Below are 15,464 nucleotides of genomic sequence, written 5' to 3' on the forward strand. Positions count from 1 at the left end.
ACGCCCAGGGCCCCGGGAGGCTCCAAACCAGCTCAGTCGAAGACCGGCCCGCGGGTACGGCTGCGCTTCAGCTCGAAGAACCCGTCGGTCCCGGCGACCAGGCGAACGCCGTCCCAGAGCCGGCCGGCGTCCTCACCGCGCGGAATCGGCGAGACGACCGGGCCGAAGAACGCCGAGCCGGCCACGCTGATCACCGGCGTACCGACCTCGTACCCCACCTGGTCCATGCCCTCGGCGTGGCTCTTGCGCAGCGCCTCGTCGTAATCGGTCGACTCGGCGGCCTCGACCAGATCTGCCGGCAGCCCGGCGGCCTCCAGCGCCTCCTTGTACGTCGCGCGCTCGCGCGGCTTCTTCTCGTGGTGGAAGCGGGTGCCGAGTTCGGTGTAGAGGCTGCCGAGCACCTCGTTCACGTCGGCGCCCTCCTGCTCGGCCCGCTGCTCCGCCGCGATAGCGATCCGCACCGGTCCCCAGGAGGTGTCCATGGACTTCTTGTAGTCCTCGGACAGGTCCCGGCCGGAGTTCAGGACGGCCAGGCTCATCACGTGCCAGCGCGTCCGCACCGGCCGTACCTGCTCGACCTCCAGCATCCAACGGGACGTGATCCACGCCCACGGACAGATCGGGTCGAACCAGAAGTCAGCGGTCTCGCGCTGCTCGGCCATGCGTACTCCTCCTCGTGTTCTGCCGATCACGGTGTGCAGCCGGTCGCGGTGTTCTACCGTTCTCGGCGACGATCAGCCCCGGACCAACTCAAACCGGCCCGGGCCCGTCGGCATTCCCGGTCGCGCTCGCCTGCCCGGTGTCGGCCACCCCGCCCGGCCGGAGAGCCGATGGCCAGCCAGCTCCACGTCCGCTCCACGTCCGCTACTCGGTCGCCGCCGCCGCGCCGCGCGTGGAAGGATGGCCGGCATGCCAGGCACGAACCTCACCCGCGACGAGGCCCGTGAGCGCGCCCGTCTCCTGTCGGTCGACGGTTACGACGTACACCTCGACCTGACCACCGCCACCGACCAGCAGGCCAGGACGTACTCGTCCACGACGGTGCTCCGCTTCACCAGCGCCGAGTCCGGCGCGAGCACGTTCGTCGACCTGATCGCCCCCACGGTCCGCGAGGTCACCCTCAACGGCCGTTCGCTGGATCCCGCCGAGGTCTACGACGGGTCCCGGATCACGCTGACCGACCTCGCCGCCGAGAACGAGCTGCGGGTGGTCGCCGACACCGCGTACATGAACACCGGTGAGGGACTGCACCGGTTCTTCGACCCGGTGGACGGCGAGGCCTACCTCTACACCCAGTTCGAGGTGCCGGACGCGCGCCGGATGTACGCGACGTTCGAGCAGCCCGACCTCAAGGGCACGTTCGCGCTGACGGTCACCGCGCCCAGCTCCTGGCGGGTGGTGTCCAACTCACCCACCCCCGAGCCGGAGGCCGCGGGCGAGGGCGTGGCGGTGTGGCGGTTCGCGGCGACACCGAGGATCTCGACCTACATCACCGCGCTGGTGGCCGGGCCCTACCACGTGGTCCGCGACACCTACGCCGGTACGCACGCCGAGATCCCGATGGACGTCTACTGCCGCGCCTCGCTGGCCGAGCACCTGGACGCCGAGGAGATCTTCGACGTCACCAAGCGCGGGTTCGCGTTCTTCGAGGAGCTGTTCGACTACCCCTACCCGTTCGCGAAGTACGACCAGCTGTTCGTGCCCGAGTACAACATGGGCGCGATGGAGAACGCCGGCTGCGTGACGATCCGGGACGAGTACCTGTATCGCAGCCGCACCACCGACGCGTCGTACGAGGCCCGGGCGGTGACGATCCTGCACGAGCTGGCGCACATGTGGTTCGGCGACCTGGTCACCATGCGCTGGTGGGACGACCTGTGGCTGAACGAGTCGTTCGCGACGTACGCCAGCGTGCTGTGCCAGGCCGAGGCGACCCGGTGGACGCACGGCTGGACGACGTTCGCCAACACCGACAAGACCTGGGCCTACCGCCAGGACCAGCTCCCCTCGACGCACCCGATCTCCGCCGACATCCGCGACCTCGAGGACGTCGAGGTCAACTTCGACGGCATCACCTACGCCAAGGGCGCGAGTGTCCTGAAGCAGCTGGTGGCCTGGGTCGGGCGGGAGGAGTTCTTCGCCGGGCTGCGGCACTACTTCAAGGCGTACGAATGGCGCAACGCCTCGCTCGCCGACCTGCGTGAGGCGCTGGAGGAGACCAGCGGCCGCGACCTGGACGCGTGGAGCCGGGAGTGGCTGGAGACGGCCGGCGTCAACACGCTGCGCCCGGAGTTCGACGAGGACGCCGAAGGCCGGTTCGGCTCGTTCGCGGTGCTGCAGTCCGCGATCGCCGAGCAGCCCACACTGCGCTCGCACCGGGTGGCGGTCGGCCTGTACGACCGCACCGACGAGGGCCTGGTCCGCCGCGACCGGGTGGAGCTGGACGTCGTGGGCGAGCGCACCGAAGTGCCCCAGCTGGTGGGTGCCCGGCGCCCGGACCTGATCCTGCTCAACGACGACGACCTCACCTACGCCAAGATCCGGCTCGACGACCGGTCGCTTTCGACCCTGGTCGACCACATCGGCGACCTGACCGACTCGCTGCCCCGGTCGCTGTGCTGGACCGCCGCGTGGGACATGACCCGTGACGCGGAGCTGGCGGCCCGCGACTACCTCGCGCTGGTGCTGAGCGGGGTGGGCAAGGAGCCGGACATCAACGTCGTCCAGCTGCTGCTGCGCACCGCCGCCACCGCGGTGGAGATGTACACCGCGCCGGACCGGCGGGAGGAGGCGCGCCGGGCGTTCGCCGCTGGCGTGCTCGCCCTGGCCCAGGACGCCGAGCCCAGTAGCGACCACCAGCTCGCGCTCGTACGATCGTTCGCCTCGGCGGCCATCGACGAGCACGCCGGTTACCTCGGTGACCTGCTCGAGGGCGCGGTCGTCCTGGACGGCCTGGCCATCGACGCCGAGCTGCGCTGGCTGCTGGTGCAGAACCTCGCCCGGCTCGGTGCCATCGGCGACGAGCGGATCAACGCCGAACTCGAACGCGACGCCACCATCAAGGGTCAGGAGGCCGCCGCGCACGCCCGGGCCTCGCTGCCCACGGCGGAGGCCAAGGCCCGCGCCTGGGAGATCGCCGTCGACCGCGACGACGTACCCAACCAGACGCAGTTCCGTACCATCCGCGGTTTCTGGCAGCCCGCCCAGGAGGAGCTGCTCGCGGAGTACGTCGACCGCTACCTCGACGCGGCCGGCTGGGTCTGGGACCGCAAGGCCAACGAGATGGCGCAGTACGTCCTGATCGGCCTGTTCCCCCGCCAGCTGGCCACCCAGGACACGGTCGACCGGGTGCGTGCCTGGCTGGAGCAGAAGCAGCCGGTGCCCGCCGTACGCCGGCTGGTCGAGGAGGGCGTCGCCGACATCGAGCGGGGCCTGCGGGCGCAGGAGCGCGACGCGCAAGCCTGAGTTGACACCCGCGCCGGACGGATTCCTTGCTGGGCTGAGGAGTTCGGGCCGCTGATCGAACGGAAGGGCCGGTGCCAGGTGACCTGGCACCGGCCCTTCCGTCTCAGGGACGAGCGTCAGGCGCCGAGGTCGCCTCGAGGAAGGAGGGGACCTCGCGGTCGAAGTACGCGCCGACAGTGCGGTCCAGTTCCTCCGGCCACGGCACTCCGGCGGCGGCCAGAGCCTGCCGCCCGACGTACCGCCAGGCCAGCGCGGTCGCCCGCATAGCGGTGATCACCGAGGCCGGCTTGTTCGGCGAGGGAGCGGGCAGGCTCTCCAGCACCGCACGCTGTTCCGGGGTGAGCTTCGCGCTCCACCGCTTGATCCCCATCGGGGGCAGCGGCTGGTTGGCCTGGACGAACACGTCGTACAGCATCTGCTGGGCCTGCTGCACGCCGACACAGCCACACAGCCAGTCGCCGCGCGCCACCACGGCCGCCGGAAAGATGGCCTGCTGCCGGAAGAACTCCTCGACCAGCCGGGCCATCTGCTCGGTGTCGGGGCCCCGGCCGGGCTCGCGGGCCGGCACCGCGGCGTCCAGCCCGTCGCGGTCCAGGACGACGAGCCGGCTGCGGTGCGGCGTCTCCGCCAGGCCGGAGACCCGCTCGGTCACCACGTCCAGCCGCAGGCAGTCCGTCGTCGTGGAGTAGAAGGCGCCTGGGGCGAACGGCAGTGCCCGGGCGACCAGCGTCGGCGTGATGGTAGCGAGCCAGTCCCGCCACGACTCGACGAAGGCATCGAAGTCGTCGTCGCGTACGGCGAGGAGAACGTCCAGGTCCGACCCGGCGTCGGCATCACCACGGGCCAGCGACCCGGACAGCCACATCGCCCGGATCCGTTCGTCGGCATCGGCCACGTGGTACAGCCGCCGGTAGAGATCGGCGTACCCGGCGGGCAGCGGAGCAAGTGCTGAGGGAATCGACATGCCAGGGGCGACCATGGGGATGGCTCCTCGCTGGGTCAATCGCGGGGGGGTGAGGCGGATCCTACGGCTCGTCGGTGTGCACCGTGCGGGGGTGGCGAGCGTGGTCGCCGAGCTGCTGTACGCCGGACACCAGGCCACCCACCAGGTCACCGTCGGCGAACGCCGACCGCATACCCAGCACCACCAGCTGGCAGTCGGTGTCGCGGAGGTGGCGACGGGCTTCCGTGCCGGTCACGATCTCCAGCTGGCGCCGGCCGGGGTCGACCATCACCAGAACGCTGTGTTCGGGGACCGCGAGCTCGGCGTGCAGGCTTTCGGCGTACCCGCGAGCGGGAGTCTCAGCTGGGCCGACGTAGACGGAGAAGCTCAGGCCGGAGAGTTGCTCGGCGACGCGTACCGCGCGTTCGATGTCGGCGCGCTCACGCGGGCTGAGCGTGTCACCACTGGCCACCCGCGCCCCCTCGTCCGGCGCCGGTGGGGCCTTCGGGACCGCCTGTGGACCGCCCGGTGCGGTCGGCCTCCGCGCTCTCCTCGTCGCCCGGCCGGTCGCCGAACCACTCCGGCTGGCCGCTCCAGGAGGCGCCGGACTGCACGCGCGAACCACGGATCAGCGACGGCGTCAGCACCAGCAAGGTGATCAGCGCGAACAGCCCGATCGGGATGCCGCCGTAGATGCCGAGCACCTCGATCATCGGCATCGGCGGTTCCTTGGTCCAGGTGTCGGGAGTCCCCGCCAGCGCGACAGCCGCCGAACCGACGGCACCGACGGTCGCGAGGGAACCCACGACGAGAACACGCGGCAAAGCCCGACCGATCATCGCCCTACCCTTCGTCACGGAGCACAACCGTACTCACCCTCGCCCGCACTCGCGCGAGTGCCCCGCCGTCGAACCCCGGGGCACACCACGGCGCAACCATCGGGGCACACCACCGGGCATGGATGGGGCAACCACCTGGCAACCGTCGAACCGGGCGGACCACCCATCCGGGGACGAACCGCCCGCGAACCGAACCACCTCGTGCGCCCGGGCAACACCCGCCATCACACGGGCTGGTGCCTGTCCGCTCAGGGCACCCTCTTAGGCTCGGGACGGTCCGACGTCCCCGCGCCACCTGGGAACCCACTGATGTCCCTCGCTCTCACCTGGGAACGATTCACCGCGCTCGCCGACGTGCCCGCACACATCGCGTTCCTGATCGTGCTGGGTGTCGCCGTCCGGTTCGCCCTTGCCCGGCTGATCGACCGGGTGGTCGGAACGACCGCCGGGCTGCCCAGGCCGAAGAACTTCCTCGGCAGCCAGAAGGCGGCGGCCCTGCTGGCCAGTCCCGGCGGGCTCTACCACGAGCGCCGGGCCCAGCGCGCGCACGCACTGGGATCGCTGTTCAAGAGCATCAGCACCGCGGTGATCTTCGGCGTCACCTTCCTGATGGTGCTGGAGCAGCTCGGCTACAACCTCGCGCCGATCATCGCCAGCGCCGGCGTCGTGGGTGTCGCGATCGGCTTCGGCGCCCAGAACCTCGTCAAGGACTTCATCTCCGGCGTGTTCATGCTGCTGGAGGACCAGTACGGCGTCGGCGACGTCATCGACATGGGCCAGGCCACCGGCACCGTGGAGGGCATCGGCCTGCGGGTGACCCGGCTGCGGGACGGCGACGGTGTGCTGTGGCACGTCCGCAACGGCGAGATCGTACGCGTGGGCAACAAGAGCCAGGGCTGGTCCAGCCTCGTCCTCGACGTCTCGGTCGCCTACGACGAGGACGTCGCGCAGGTCGAGGAACTCATCAACGAGACCGCTCGCACGCTCAGCGACGAGGACGAGTTCCGTGACCGGATCCTGGAGGCGCCGCACGTCGTCGGGATCGAGGAGGTCAACGGCGCCGCGCTGACCCTGCGGGTGATCGGCAAGACCCGGCCCAACGAGCACTTCGGCGTACAGCGGGAACTGCGGCTGCGGCTGAAGGCACTCTTCGACGCCAAGGGCATCCGGGTGCCCGCGCCGATCTGGCCCGGGCAGCCGGGCCAGGCCGCCGGGGTGTGACCCCCGGCCGGCCCGTTCCGGTGTGACGTTCAGACCAGCGCGGCGTCGAGGGTGATCTTGGTGCCGGCGAGCGCCTTCGACACCGGGCAGTTCTCCTTGGCGGTCTCGGCCGCGGTCGCGAACCCGTCGGCGTCCAGACCGGGCACGGTGGCGCGCACGGTCAGGTGGATGCCGGTGATGCCCTCGCCGGGCTGGAACGTCACGTCCGCCTTCGTGTCGACCTTCTCCGGCGGCGTACCCGCACCGGCGAGCCCGTGCGAGAGAGCCATCGAGTAGCAGGTCGAGTGTGCGGCGGCGATGAGCTCCTCCGGGCTGGTCCGCCCGCTGGCGGCGTTCTCGGCCCGCGACGCCCAGGTGACGTCGTAGGTGCCGATGCCCGACGAGTCCAGCGAGACTCGGCCGGCCCCCTCCATCAGGGAGCCCTCCCAGTGGGCGTTCGCCGTACGCGTGGTGGCCATGGATCCTCCGGTCGTTCGGTGGTCGTTCGGGTGGTTTCGTCCTACCACGCCATCCTGCCCTGCGATCGGCCCGTCCCACCCGCGGCCCCGCCGCTGTCATCCGCCGCTGTCATCTGCCGCTGTCATCTGCCGCCGTCATGCGCCGATGGCTCACCGCAGCGTCACTCGCGTTACGGCTCGGTGTCCGATCCGCCCCGCCCCTTGACCCGGCCCACCGCCGGACGTCAGCATTCGTCGACGATCTTCGTCAGTTACTTGCCTGGCACACAGCTCGGCAGCAACTTTCTTGTGGGATCGCGTTCGTGACAGCCCACTTCGTGGATCCCGTGCACCGCACCGTCGCGGGGACCCTCGTGGTCGTCTCAGGAGGAGCCCATGCGGACAGTCACCCGATCGCGGACGAGAGCCCTCGCCGTCCTGGCGGCGGTGTTCGCCGTGGTCGCGCTCGTACTCCCGGCCGGCGTCGGGCACGCCGAGGAGGCGCCCGCGCAGAAGCAGCCGAAGCAGCTGGTCGTGGCCGCATCGCAGTCGGTGGACACGTTCAACCCGTTCATGTCGTTCTTCGCGATCGGCTACACCGTCGCCGGGCTGACGTACGACTCGCTCATCGACTGGAGTGCGAAGGACTTCAGGCCGATCCCCGGCCTGGCCACGAAGTGGGAGGAGTCGGCGGACCACCTGACCTGGACCTACACGATCCGCAAGGGCGTGAAGTTCTCCGACGGCAAGCCGCTGACCGCGCACGACGCGGAGTTCACCTACCGCCTGATGATGACCGACAAGGCGGCCCGGGCGTCCTCCTCCGACCTGGTGGAGAACTTCGCCAGCGTGAACGCGCCGAACGACACCACCCTGGTCATCAAGCTCAAGCAGCCGACCAACCAGATGCTCGCACTCGACAACGCGATCGTGCCCGAGCACATCTGGTCCAAGGTGAAGAACATCGGCGACTACAAGAACTTCGACTTCCCGCTGGTCGGGTCCGGGCCGTTCCAGGTGGTGGAGTTCAAGACCGACCAGTACATCCGGCTGAAGGCGAACAAGGACTATTGGGACGGCGCGCCCGCCTACGACGAACTCGTCTTCCGCTACTACAAGACCCCCGACGCCAGTGTGCAGGCGCTGCTCGCCGGTGAGGTCGACCTGGTGAGCGGCCTGACCCCCGCGCAGTACAAGGCGCTGCGGAACAAGCCCGGGATCACCCTCAACCAGGCGCAGAACCGCCGGTTCGGCTCCATCACGTTCAACGTCGGCGCGCGCACCAAGGACGGCAAGGCGTTCGGTGACGGGCACCCCGCACTGAAGGACGCCCGGGTGCGGCAGGCGATCCACCACGCCATCGACAAGGACGAGCTGATCAAGAAGGTCAACGACGGCCTCGCCCAGCCCGGTGTGAGCTACATCCCGCCGATCTTCAGTACGTACTTCTGGCAGCCCAGTGCGTCGGAGAAGGTGAAGTTCGACATCGCCGAGGCCAACCGGATCCTCGACCAGGCGGGCTACAAGCGCGGCCCCGACGGCATCCGGCGGATGCCCGGCAACGGCCGGCCGCTGAAGTTCCGCCTGCTCAACCACGCCGACACCCCGTCGGAGGCCACCGACTCCGAATATCTCAAGGGCTGGTGGAAGCAGATCGGCATCGACACCAAGATCGAGAGCGCGGACTTCACCAAGCTCAACGACCTGCTCTACCTCGGCAAGTACGACATCATCTTCTCCGGCTGGGGTGTCGGGCCCGACCCGACGTCGATCCTCAGCCTGCACACGTGCGGGGTGCTCCCCGACGACGCCTCCGGCACCCAGCGCGACACCGACACGTTCTACTGCAACCCCGCCTACGACAGGCTGCACGAGCAGCAGAAGCGGGAGAGCGACCTCGCCAAGCGGGCGCAGCTCGTCAGGCAGATGCAGCAGATCCTCTACACCCAGGCGCCGGTCATCACCCTGCGGTACGCCGACACGCTGGAGGCCTACCGCAGCGACCGGTGGACCGGCTTCGTCAAGCAGCCCGCCAAGCAGGGCATGATCTCCGGCCAGCAGGGCAACTGGGCCTACGTCTCGGCCAAGCCGGTGGTGAAGGAGGAGCAGAAGGAGTCGCGCACCGGCCTCTACCTCGGCGGCGGAGCGGTCGTCGTCGTGGTCGCCGCGGCCGCCGCGCTGGTCGCGGTGCGCCGCCGCCGGACCGCCGACGAGCGGGAGTAGCCGCCACGCATGAGCATGGACCCCTCGCTGCTCGCGGAGTCGCCGGGCGCTGCGCCGAACAGCTCGAACGGTAGGAACGACCCGGGCCGCGGCGGCGCCGGCTTGGGCCCGGCTGCTGCCGGCCGCGGCTTCGCGAAGTACGCCCTGGCCAAACTGGGCGGCGCCGCGGTGTCGCTGCTGATGGTGGTGTTCTCGGCGTTCTTCCTGTTCCGCATCCTCGGCGGCGATCCCGTCGACGCGCTGACCAGGGACGTGCCGACCACCCCCGCCGAACGCGCCGCGCTGCGGCACCGGCTCGGCCTGGACCAGCCGCTGTCCCTGCAGTTCGTGCACTACCTGCAGGGAGTGCTCACCGGAGACCTCGGCCAGTCGTACCAGTACCAACAGCCCGTCACCTCGCTGATCGGCGCCCGGCTCGGCGCCACGGTGCTGCTCACCGGCACCGCACTCGTGCTGGCCGTGTCGCTCGGGCTGTGGATCGGCACCCGCGCCGGCTGGCGGCAGGGCAGCACGTTCGACAAGGTGCAGGTGGGCGTGTCGCTCACGCTGTGGTCGGCACCGACGTTCTGGTTCGGGATGATCGTCATCATGGTGTTCGCCCGGTACCTCGGGCTGTTCCCCATCAACGGCATGGTCTCCCCGTACACCCCGGACGGCTTCTGGCCGCAGGCCCTCGACACGCTGCACCACCTGGTGCTGCCGGTGCTCACCATGACCGCTGTGATCTACGCGCAGTACGTCCTGGTGATGAGGTCGTCGATCCTGGACGAGAAGGACGCCGACTATCTCGTCACGGCCCGCGCCAAGGGACTGCGGGACGACGACGTCCGCCGCCGGCATGCCGTACCCAACGCACTGCTGCCCACGGTCACCCTCGTCTTCCTCCAGCTCGGCGGCGTGGTGGGCGGCGCGATCCTCACCGAGACGGTGTTCAGCTGGCCGGGGCTGGGGCTGCTCGCCTACCAGGCGCTGCGCATCCCCGACCTGCCGCTGCTGCAGGGGACGTTCCTGTTCTTCTCCACGGCGGTGATCCTGGCCAACACCGCGGCCGACGTCGTGTACCGGTTCCTCGACCCGAGGGTGCGCCACTCATGACCACACCTCCCGACACCGGGACACCCGCCGGCTCCGGCGGGATGCCGGCCGACACCGAGGGGACGGGTGCCGGCGCCGGGACGCTGCGCTCGGTGCGTTCGGTGGTCCGCGATCGCCGCAGGGCCGCCCTGCTCCGGTTCTGGGCCGGCTACCGGCGCCAGCCCGCCGGGCTGGCCGGCCTGGCCGGGATGGCGGTCATCGTCGTACTCGCCCTGGCCGCTCCCCTGATCACCGACAGCGCCGGGCTGGACGTCACCCAGGCCACCGGCGACCGGCTGCAGCCGCCGAGCGCCGCGTTCCCGCTGGGCACCGACGAGACCGGCCGTTCGGTACTGCTGCTCACCCTGTGGGGTGCGCGGATCTCGCTCCTGGTCGGGGTGACGGCCACCCTGCTGGCGATGGGCATCGGCACCCTGGTCGGCATCGCCGCCGGGCACTTCGGCGGCTGGTTCACCGGCCTGCTGATGCGGGTGACCGACTGGTTCATCGTGCTCCCCCGCCTGGTGCTGGCGATCGCGCTGGCCGCCGTACTCGGTCCGAGCCTGACCACCATCGTGATCGCGATCGGGGTGACGTCCTGGCCGGGGACCGCGCGACTGATCCGGGCGCAGACGCTCGCGGTGGAGGCCCGTCCGTACCTCGAACGCGCCCGTGCGCTCGGTGCCGGCCACTGGCACCAGATGACCCGGCACGTGCTCCCCAATGTCATGCCGCTGGTGCTGGCCAGCACCACGCTGGAGGTCGCCAGTGCCGTGCTGGCCGAGGCCACGCTGTCCTTCCTCGGGCTCGGCGACCCCGCCCGGGTGTCGTGGGGCAGCATGCTCAGCCGGGCGAACTCCTCCGGCGCGGTGACGTTCGGCGCCTGGTGGTACCTCCTCACCCCCGGCCTGGCCATCCTGGTCGTCGTCCTGTGCTTCACGTTGTGCGGGCGCGCGCTGGAAGCGGTGTTCAACCCGAGACTGCGGGGGCGGTAGATGTCGCTGCTGGAGATCCGCGACCTGGCGGTCACCTACCACGGCTCGCGCGGCGACATCCCCGCCGTCCGCGGTGTCAACCTCGCCTTGGCGCCGGGAGAGACGCTGGGCATCGCCGGTGAGTCCGGATGCGGCAAGTCCAGCCTCGCGCTGGCCATGCTCCGGCTGCTGCCGGCCGGCACGACCGTCGACGGGCAGGTGCTGGTGGACGGCGAGAACGTGCTGGGCATGTCCTGGGGGAAGCTGCGCGCGGTCCGCTGGGCCGGCGCGTCCATCGTCTTCCAGGGCGCCATGCACGCGCTCAACCCCGTCCACCGGATCGGCCGGCAGGTCGCCGAACCCATCCTGGTGCACGAGCGCGTCGGCGTGGCGGCCGCGCTGCGCCGCGCGGAGGACCTGCTCACCCAGGTGGGGCTGCCGGCGTGGCGGGCCCGCAGCTACCCGCACGAACTGTCCGGCGGGCAGCGCCAGCGGGTGATGATCGCCATGGCGCTGGCCTGCTCGCCGCGACTGGTCATCGCCGACGAGGCGACCACGGCGCTGGACGTGATGATCCAGGCGCAGGTGCTGGAGCTGCTCGGCCGGCTGGTCGCCGAACGCGACATCGCCCTGCTGATGATCAGCCACGACCTGTCGGTGCTGTCGGCGCACTGCCGGCGGCTCGCGGTGATGTACGCCGGCAAGGTCGTCGAGCTCGGCCCGGCCGGCAGCGTCTTCGCCGACCCGCGGCACCCGTACGCCGCCGCGTTGTCCTCGGCGTTCCCCACCGTCGGCGACCTCGCCTCGCGTGGGCGCCCGCGCGGCCTGGGCGGCGACCCGCCGGACCCGACCGACATCCCCGGCGGCTGCCCGTTCCACCCGCGCTGCCCGGTCGTACTCCCCGAGTGCTCGTCGACGCCGGTGGAGCTGTGGCCGGCCGGGCCGGAGCGGGCGGCGGCCTGCGTACGCGTCGAGGGGTATCCGGGGGCTCGCGTCTATGTCGACGGGGCCGACGAGGCGGACGAACGTTCGAGGAGAACGCGATGACCGACCAGGCGGCCGAGCAGCGGTCCGGTCAGCCCGCCGAGCAGCCGGCCGAGCGGCCGGCAGGGCCGGTCCTGTCCGCCCGCGGCCTGCACGTCGACTTCGGCGTACGCGGCGGCCGCCGGGCCCGGGCCGTGGACGGGGTCGACCTCGACCTCGCGCCCGGGGAGATCCTCGCCCTGGCCGGTGAGTCCGGCTGCGGCAAGACGACGTTGGCGCGGGCCATGCTCGGCCTGGTCAAACCCAGCGCCGGCACGCTCAGCTACGCCGGTGCGCCGATGGCCACCTCCGGCGCGGGGCTCAAGGCGTACCGGCGAGCGGTCCAGCTCGTCCTGCAGGACCCGACCGGCGCGCTCAACCCCCGGCACACCGTCTACGAGGCGGTCGCGGAGGGCCTGCGCATCCACGGCATCACCGACAACGAACGCGACCGGGTCGCACAGGCGCTCTCCCGGTGCGGGCTGCGGCCGGCCGAGCGATTCTTCCTCGCCTACCCCCACGAGCTGTCCGGCGGGCAGCGGCAGCGGGTGGTGATCGCCGGGGCGCTCGTCCTCGAGCCGAAGGTGATCATCGCCGACGAGCCGGTGGCCTCCCTGGACGCCTCGGTGCGCGGGGAGATCCTGGCGTTGCTGCTGCGGCTGCGGGACGAGTTCGGGCTGGCGGCGCTGGTGGTCACCCACGACCTGGGGCTGGCGTGGAGCATCGCCGACCGGCTGGCGGTGATGTACCTCGGCCGGATCGTGGAGTCCGGGCCCACCGAGGAGGTCCTGTCCGCGCCGCGCCACCCCTACACGCGGGCGCTGGTGTCCGTGCTGCCCGACTCGCCGGTCCCGGGACCGATGGTGCTGTCCGGTGAACCGCCGGACGCGACGTCGATCCCCGCGGGGTGCCGGTTCCACCCGCGGTGCCCCGCCCTGGCCTCCGGGGCGTCCGAGGCGGCCGGGGTCGCGCCGTCGTGCCTGCGTACTCCCCTGCCGGTGCTCGGCGCCGAGCAGGACCGCCATCACGTCGCCTGCCACCTGGCGACTGCCACGCCGCCGCCTGTTGTCACAATGGAACGCGATGAGTGAGACGTTCTACGAAGCGGTCGGCGGCCACGCCACCTTCGAGCGGCTGGTGGCCCGGTTCTACGCCGGGGTGGCGACCGACCCCGAGCTGCGGGCGCTCTACCCCGAGGAGGATCTCGCCGCCGCCGAGGTGCGGCTGCGGATGTTCCTCGAGCAGTACTGGGGCGGCCCCCGCACCTACTCCGAGCAGCGCGGTCACCCACGGCTGCGGATGCGGCACGTACCGTTCGCGGTGACCGAGGACGCCCGCGACCGCTGGCTGCGGCACATGCGGACGGCCCTGGACGAGCTGGGCCTGGACCCCGAGCACGAGCACCAGCTGTGGACGTACCTCGTGATGGCCGCCAACTCAATGGTCAACACCGTCGAGGGGCAGCGGCCCAACCTGTTCTAGGGAGCGCCGCACCCTCGCCTGGCCTTGCCGAAAACCCTCTCGACCGGGAAGCTACCCCTCCATGAGCAATTCCTCGCCCCACTGGTGGCGTACCGCCGTCATCTACCAGATCTACATCCGCAGCTTCGCCGACGGCAACGGCGACGGCATCGGCGACATCGCCGGCATCCGCTCCCGTCTGCCCTATCTCGCAGAGCTGGGGGTGGACGCGATCTGGATCACCCCGTGGTACGTCTCGCCGATGGCCGACGGCGGGTACGACGTGGCCGACTTCCGCGCGATCGCACCCGAGTTCGGCACCCTCGCCGAGGGCGAGGAGATGATCGCGGAGGCGCACCAGCTCGGCCTGCGGGTGATCCTGGACATCGTCCCCAACCACACCTCCGACCAGCACGCGTGGTTCAAGGAGGCGCTGGCCGCCGATCCGGATTCGCCCGAGCGGGCGCGGTACTGGTTCCGTCCCGGCCACGGGCCCGACGGCGCGTTCCCGCCCAACGACTGGCGTTCGGTCTTCGGCGGTCCGGCGTGGAACCGCCTGCTGGACGAGGAGGGCGTGCCGGAGGACTGGTACCTCCACCTGTTCGCGCCCGAGCAGCCCGACCTGAACTGGTCCAACCCGGAGGTTCGCCGGGAGTTCGAGGACATCCTGCGGTTCTGGTTCGACCGGGGCGTGGACGGCTTCCGGATCGACGTCGCGCACGGGATGGACAAGCACCCGGCGCTGCCCGACATCGGCTGGGACGACGAGGAGCTCCTCGCCGAGCCGGAGCTCGCCGACCACCCGCACTGGGACCGCGACGGCGTGCACGAGATCTACCGCTCCTGGCGGGCCGTGGCCGAGTCCTACGCCGGCACCCCGGAAGGTGCTCGGGTGTTCGTCGCCGAGGCCTGGGTGCGTACGGAGGCCAACCGGCTGGCGCGCTACCTGCGCCCGGACGAGCTGCACACCGCGTTCAACTTCGACTTCCTCAAGCGCGGCTGGGACGCCGCCCAGATGCGTGCCTCCATCGACCACACGCTTGGCTCGCTCAGCGAGGTCGGCGCGCCGCCCACCTGGGTGCTGTCCAACCACGACGTCATCCGGCACGTGACCCGCTACGGCCGGGCGGCCGCGGACATCGCCAAGCCGGCCGGCACCGTTCCGGTCGACCTCGAGCTGGGACGCGCGCGGGCCCGGGCCGCCACGCTGCTGATGCTGAGCCTGCCCGGCGGCGCGTACGTCTACCAGGGTGAGGAACTCGGCCTGGCGGAGGTGGAGGACCTCCCGATCGCGTCGCTGCAGGACCCGATCTGGGAGCGGTCCGGAAACAAGCACCGCGGCCGCGACGGCTGCCGGGTCCCGCTGCCCTGGAGCGGCGAGGGACCCGCGCTCGGCTTCGGTGACGCGCAGCCGTGGCTGCCCCAGCCGACCGAGTGGAAGGAGTTCAGCGTGCAGGCACAGACCGGCGACCCGAACTCCGTCCTCTCGCTCTACCGCGAGGCGTTGTCGGTGCGGCGTTCGCTGCCCGAGCTGTCCGGGCTGTCCGGGCCTCGCGAGACCGAGGCCGAGCTGGTGTGGCGCGACAGCGACGCCGACGTGCTGATGTTCGACCGTGGCTCCTCGTTCCGGTGCGTGGTCAACCTCGGCCAGGAGCCGGTGGAGTTGCCCGCGGGCGCGGAGGTTCTGCTGGCCAGTGCCCCGCTGCCGGACGGCAAGCTGCCCACCGACACCTCGGTGTGGTTGCGCCTGTCCTCCTGACAGCTCGCGTGACGCGACGGCCGCCGGGCGGTGGTTCCCACGGGG

At 71.0% G+C, this 15,464-nt stretch carries 14 protein-coding genes; 9 read left to right on the forward strand and 5 right to left on the reverse strand.

The window, feature by feature from the left end; translation table 11 throughout:
• Window positions 1-32: 32 nt before the first annotated feature.
• A complete protein-coding gene (locus tag F4554_RS18255) occupies window positions 33-662 on the reverse strand; it encodes a mycothiol-dependent nitroreductase Rv2466c family protein (protein ID WP_179788691.1) in 630 nt (209 codons plus the stop codon).
• Between the two features lie 247 nt (window positions 663-909).
• On the opposite strand from F4554_RS18255, the gene pepN reads away from it, so the two are divergent.
• Entirely contained in the window at window positions 910-3,465 is a 2,556-nt protein-coding gene (gene pepN / locus F4554_RS18260; protein ID WP_179788692.1) for an aminopeptidase N, read from the forward strand.
• Window positions 3,466-3,568: 103 nt separating this feature from the next.
• Here the strand turns inward: pepN and F4554_RS18265 are convergent, their stop codons facing one another.
• From F4554_RS18265 to F4554_RS18275, 3 genes are all read right to left on the reverse strand, one after another.
• Window positions 3,569-4,429, reverse strand: a complete 861-nt coding sequence (locus tag F4554_RS18265) for a nucleotidyltransferase domain-containing protein (RefSeq protein WP_179788693.1) — start codon at window positions 4,427-4,429, stop codon at window positions 3,569-3,571.
• 61 nt (window positions 4,430-4,490) lie between these two features.
• Window positions 4,491-4,880: a DUF5130 family protein gene (locus tag F4554_RS18270; protein WP_179788694.1), complete on the reverse strand. Its 390-nt coding sequence runs from the start codon at window positions 4,878-4,880 to the stop codon at window positions 4,491-4,493.
• Window positions 4,867-5,265 carry a hypothetical protein gene (locus F4554_RS18275; protein ID WP_179788695.1) on the reverse strand — a complete coding sequence of 133 codons (399 nt, stop codon included), beginning with the start codon at window positions 5,263-5,265 and terminating at the stop codon, window positions 4,867-4,869. The genes F4554_RS18270 and F4554_RS18275 overlap by 14 nt, the downstream gene beginning before the upstream one ends.
• Before the next feature lie 291 nt (window positions 5,266-5,556).
• Here F4554_RS18275 and F4554_RS18280 point away from each other — a divergent pair, with 291 nt between their 5' ends.
• Window positions 5,557-6,468, forward strand: coding sequence for a mechanosensitive ion channel family protein (locus tag F4554_RS18280; protein WP_179788696.1), 912 nt, complete (start codon window positions 5,557-5,559; stop codon window positions 6,466-6,468).
• A gap of 29 nt (window positions 6,469-6,497) precedes the next feature.
• Here the strand turns inward: F4554_RS18280 and F4554_RS18285 are convergent, their stop codons facing one another.
• Window positions 6,498-6,926: an OsmC family protein gene (locus tag F4554_RS18285; protein WP_179788697.1), complete on the reverse strand. Its 429-nt coding sequence runs from the start codon at window positions 6,924-6,926 to the stop codon at window positions 6,498-6,500.
• Window positions 6,927-7,301: 375 nt separating this feature from the next.
• On the opposite strand from F4554_RS18285, the gene F4554_RS18290 reads away from it, so the two are divergent.
• The 7 genes from F4554_RS18290 to F4554_RS18320 all read left to right on the forward strand — a co-directional run bounded on the left by F4554_RS18290 (window position 7,302) and on the right by F4554_RS18320 (window position 15,419).
• On the forward strand, window positions 7,302-9,128 hold the full coding sequence (locus F4554_RS18290; protein ID WP_179788698.1) for an ABC transporter substrate-binding protein: 1,827 nt from the start codon (window positions 7,302-7,304) through the stop codon (window positions 9,126-9,128).
• Between the two features lie 9 nt (window positions 9,129-9,137).
• Entirely contained in the window at window positions 9,138-10,223 is a 1,086-nt protein-coding gene (locus tag F4554_RS18295) for an ABC transporter permease (RefSeq protein WP_179788699.1), read from the forward strand.
• Window positions 10,220-11,197 carry an ABC transporter permease gene (locus F4554_RS18300; protein WP_238341336.1) on the forward strand — a complete coding sequence of 326 codons (978 nt, stop codon included), beginning with the start codon at window positions 10,220-10,222 and terminating at the stop codon, window positions 11,195-11,197. Before F4554_RS18295 ends, F4554_RS18300 begins: the two co-directional genes overlap by 4 nt.
• Window positions 11,198-12,223 carry an ABC transporter ATP-binding protein gene (locus F4554_RS18305; RefSeq protein ID WP_179788700.1) on the forward strand — a complete coding sequence of 342 codons (1,026 nt, stop codon included), beginning with the start codon at window positions 11,198-11,200 and terminating at the stop codon, window positions 12,221-12,223.
• Window positions 12,220-13,290 carry an ABC transporter ATP-binding protein gene (locus F4554_RS18310; protein ID WP_179788701.1) on the forward strand — a complete coding sequence of 357 codons (1,071 nt, stop codon included), beginning with the start codon at window positions 12,220-12,222 and terminating at the stop codon, window positions 13,288-13,290. Before F4554_RS18305 ends, F4554_RS18310 begins: the two co-directional genes overlap by 4 nt.
• The gene (locus tag F4554_RS18315; protein WP_179788702.1) at window positions 13,283-13,681 is read left to right on the forward strand and encodes a globin; all 399 of its coding nucleotides are present in this window, start codon (window positions 13,283-13,285) and stop codon (window positions 13,679-13,681) included. Before F4554_RS18310 ends, F4554_RS18315 begins: the two co-directional genes overlap by 8 nt.
• A gap of 61 nt (window positions 13,682-13,742) precedes the next feature.
• The gene (locus tag F4554_RS18320; protein ID WP_179788703.1) at window positions 13,743-15,419 is read left to right on the forward strand and encodes a glycoside hydrolase family 13 protein; all 1,677 of its coding nucleotides are present in this window, start codon (window positions 13,743-13,745) and stop codon (window positions 15,417-15,419) included.
• The last annotated feature ends 45 nt before the right edge of the window (window positions 15,420-15,464 follow it).

It is taken from the genome of Actinopolymorpha rutila, assembly GCF_013407855.1.
GTDB lineage: Bacteria > Actinomycetota > Actinomycetes > Propionibacteriales > Actinopolymorphaceae > Actinopolymorpha > Actinopolymorpha rutila.

Coding starts and splice junctions, on each gene's coding strand:
- F4554_RS18255 (WP_179788691.1), bottom strand. CDS start 662: ATGGCCGAGCAGCGCGAGACCGCTGACTTCTGGTTCGACCCGATCTGT.
- pepN (WP_179788692.1), top strand. CDS start 910: ATGCCAGGCACGAACCTCACCCGCGACGAGGCCCGTGAGCGCGCCCGT.
- F4554_RS18265 (WP_179788693.1), bottom strand. CDS start 4,429: ATGTCGATTCCCTCAGCACTTGCTCCGCTGCCCGCCGGGTACGCCGAT.
- F4554_RS18280 (WP_179788696.1), top strand. CDS start 5,557: ATGTCCCTCGCTCTCACCTGGGAACGATTCACCGCGCTCGCCGACGTG.
- F4554_RS18285 (WP_179788697.1), bottom strand. CDS start 6,926: ATGGCCACCACGCGTACGGCGAACGCCCACTGGGAGGGCTCCCTGATG.
- F4554_RS18290 (WP_179788698.1), top strand. CDS start 7,302: ATGCGGACAGTCACCCGATCGCGGACGAGAGCCCTCGCCGTCCTGGCG.
- F4554_RS18295 (WP_179788699.1), top strand. CDS start 9,138: ATGAGCATGGACCCCTCGCTGCTCGCGGAGTCGCCGGGCGCTGCGCCG.
- F4554_RS18300 (WP_238341336.1), top strand. CDS start 10,220: ATGACCACACCTCCCGACACCGGGACACCCGCCGGCTCCGGCGGGATG.
- F4554_RS18305 (WP_179788700.1), top strand. CDS start 11,198: ATGTCGCTGCTGGAGATCCGCGACCTGGCGGTCACCTACCACGGCTCG.
- F4554_RS18310 (WP_179788701.1), top strand. CDS start 12,220: ATGACCGACCAGGCGGCCGAGCAGCGGTCCGGTCAGCCCGCCGAGCAG.
- F4554_RS18315 (WP_179788702.1), top strand. CDS start 13,283: ATGAGTGAGACGTTCTACGAAGCGGTCGGCGGCCACGCCACCTTCGAG.
- F4554_RS18320 (WP_179788703.1), top strand. CDS start 13,743: ATGAGCAATTCCTCGCCCCACTGGTGGCGTACCGCCGTCATCTACCAG.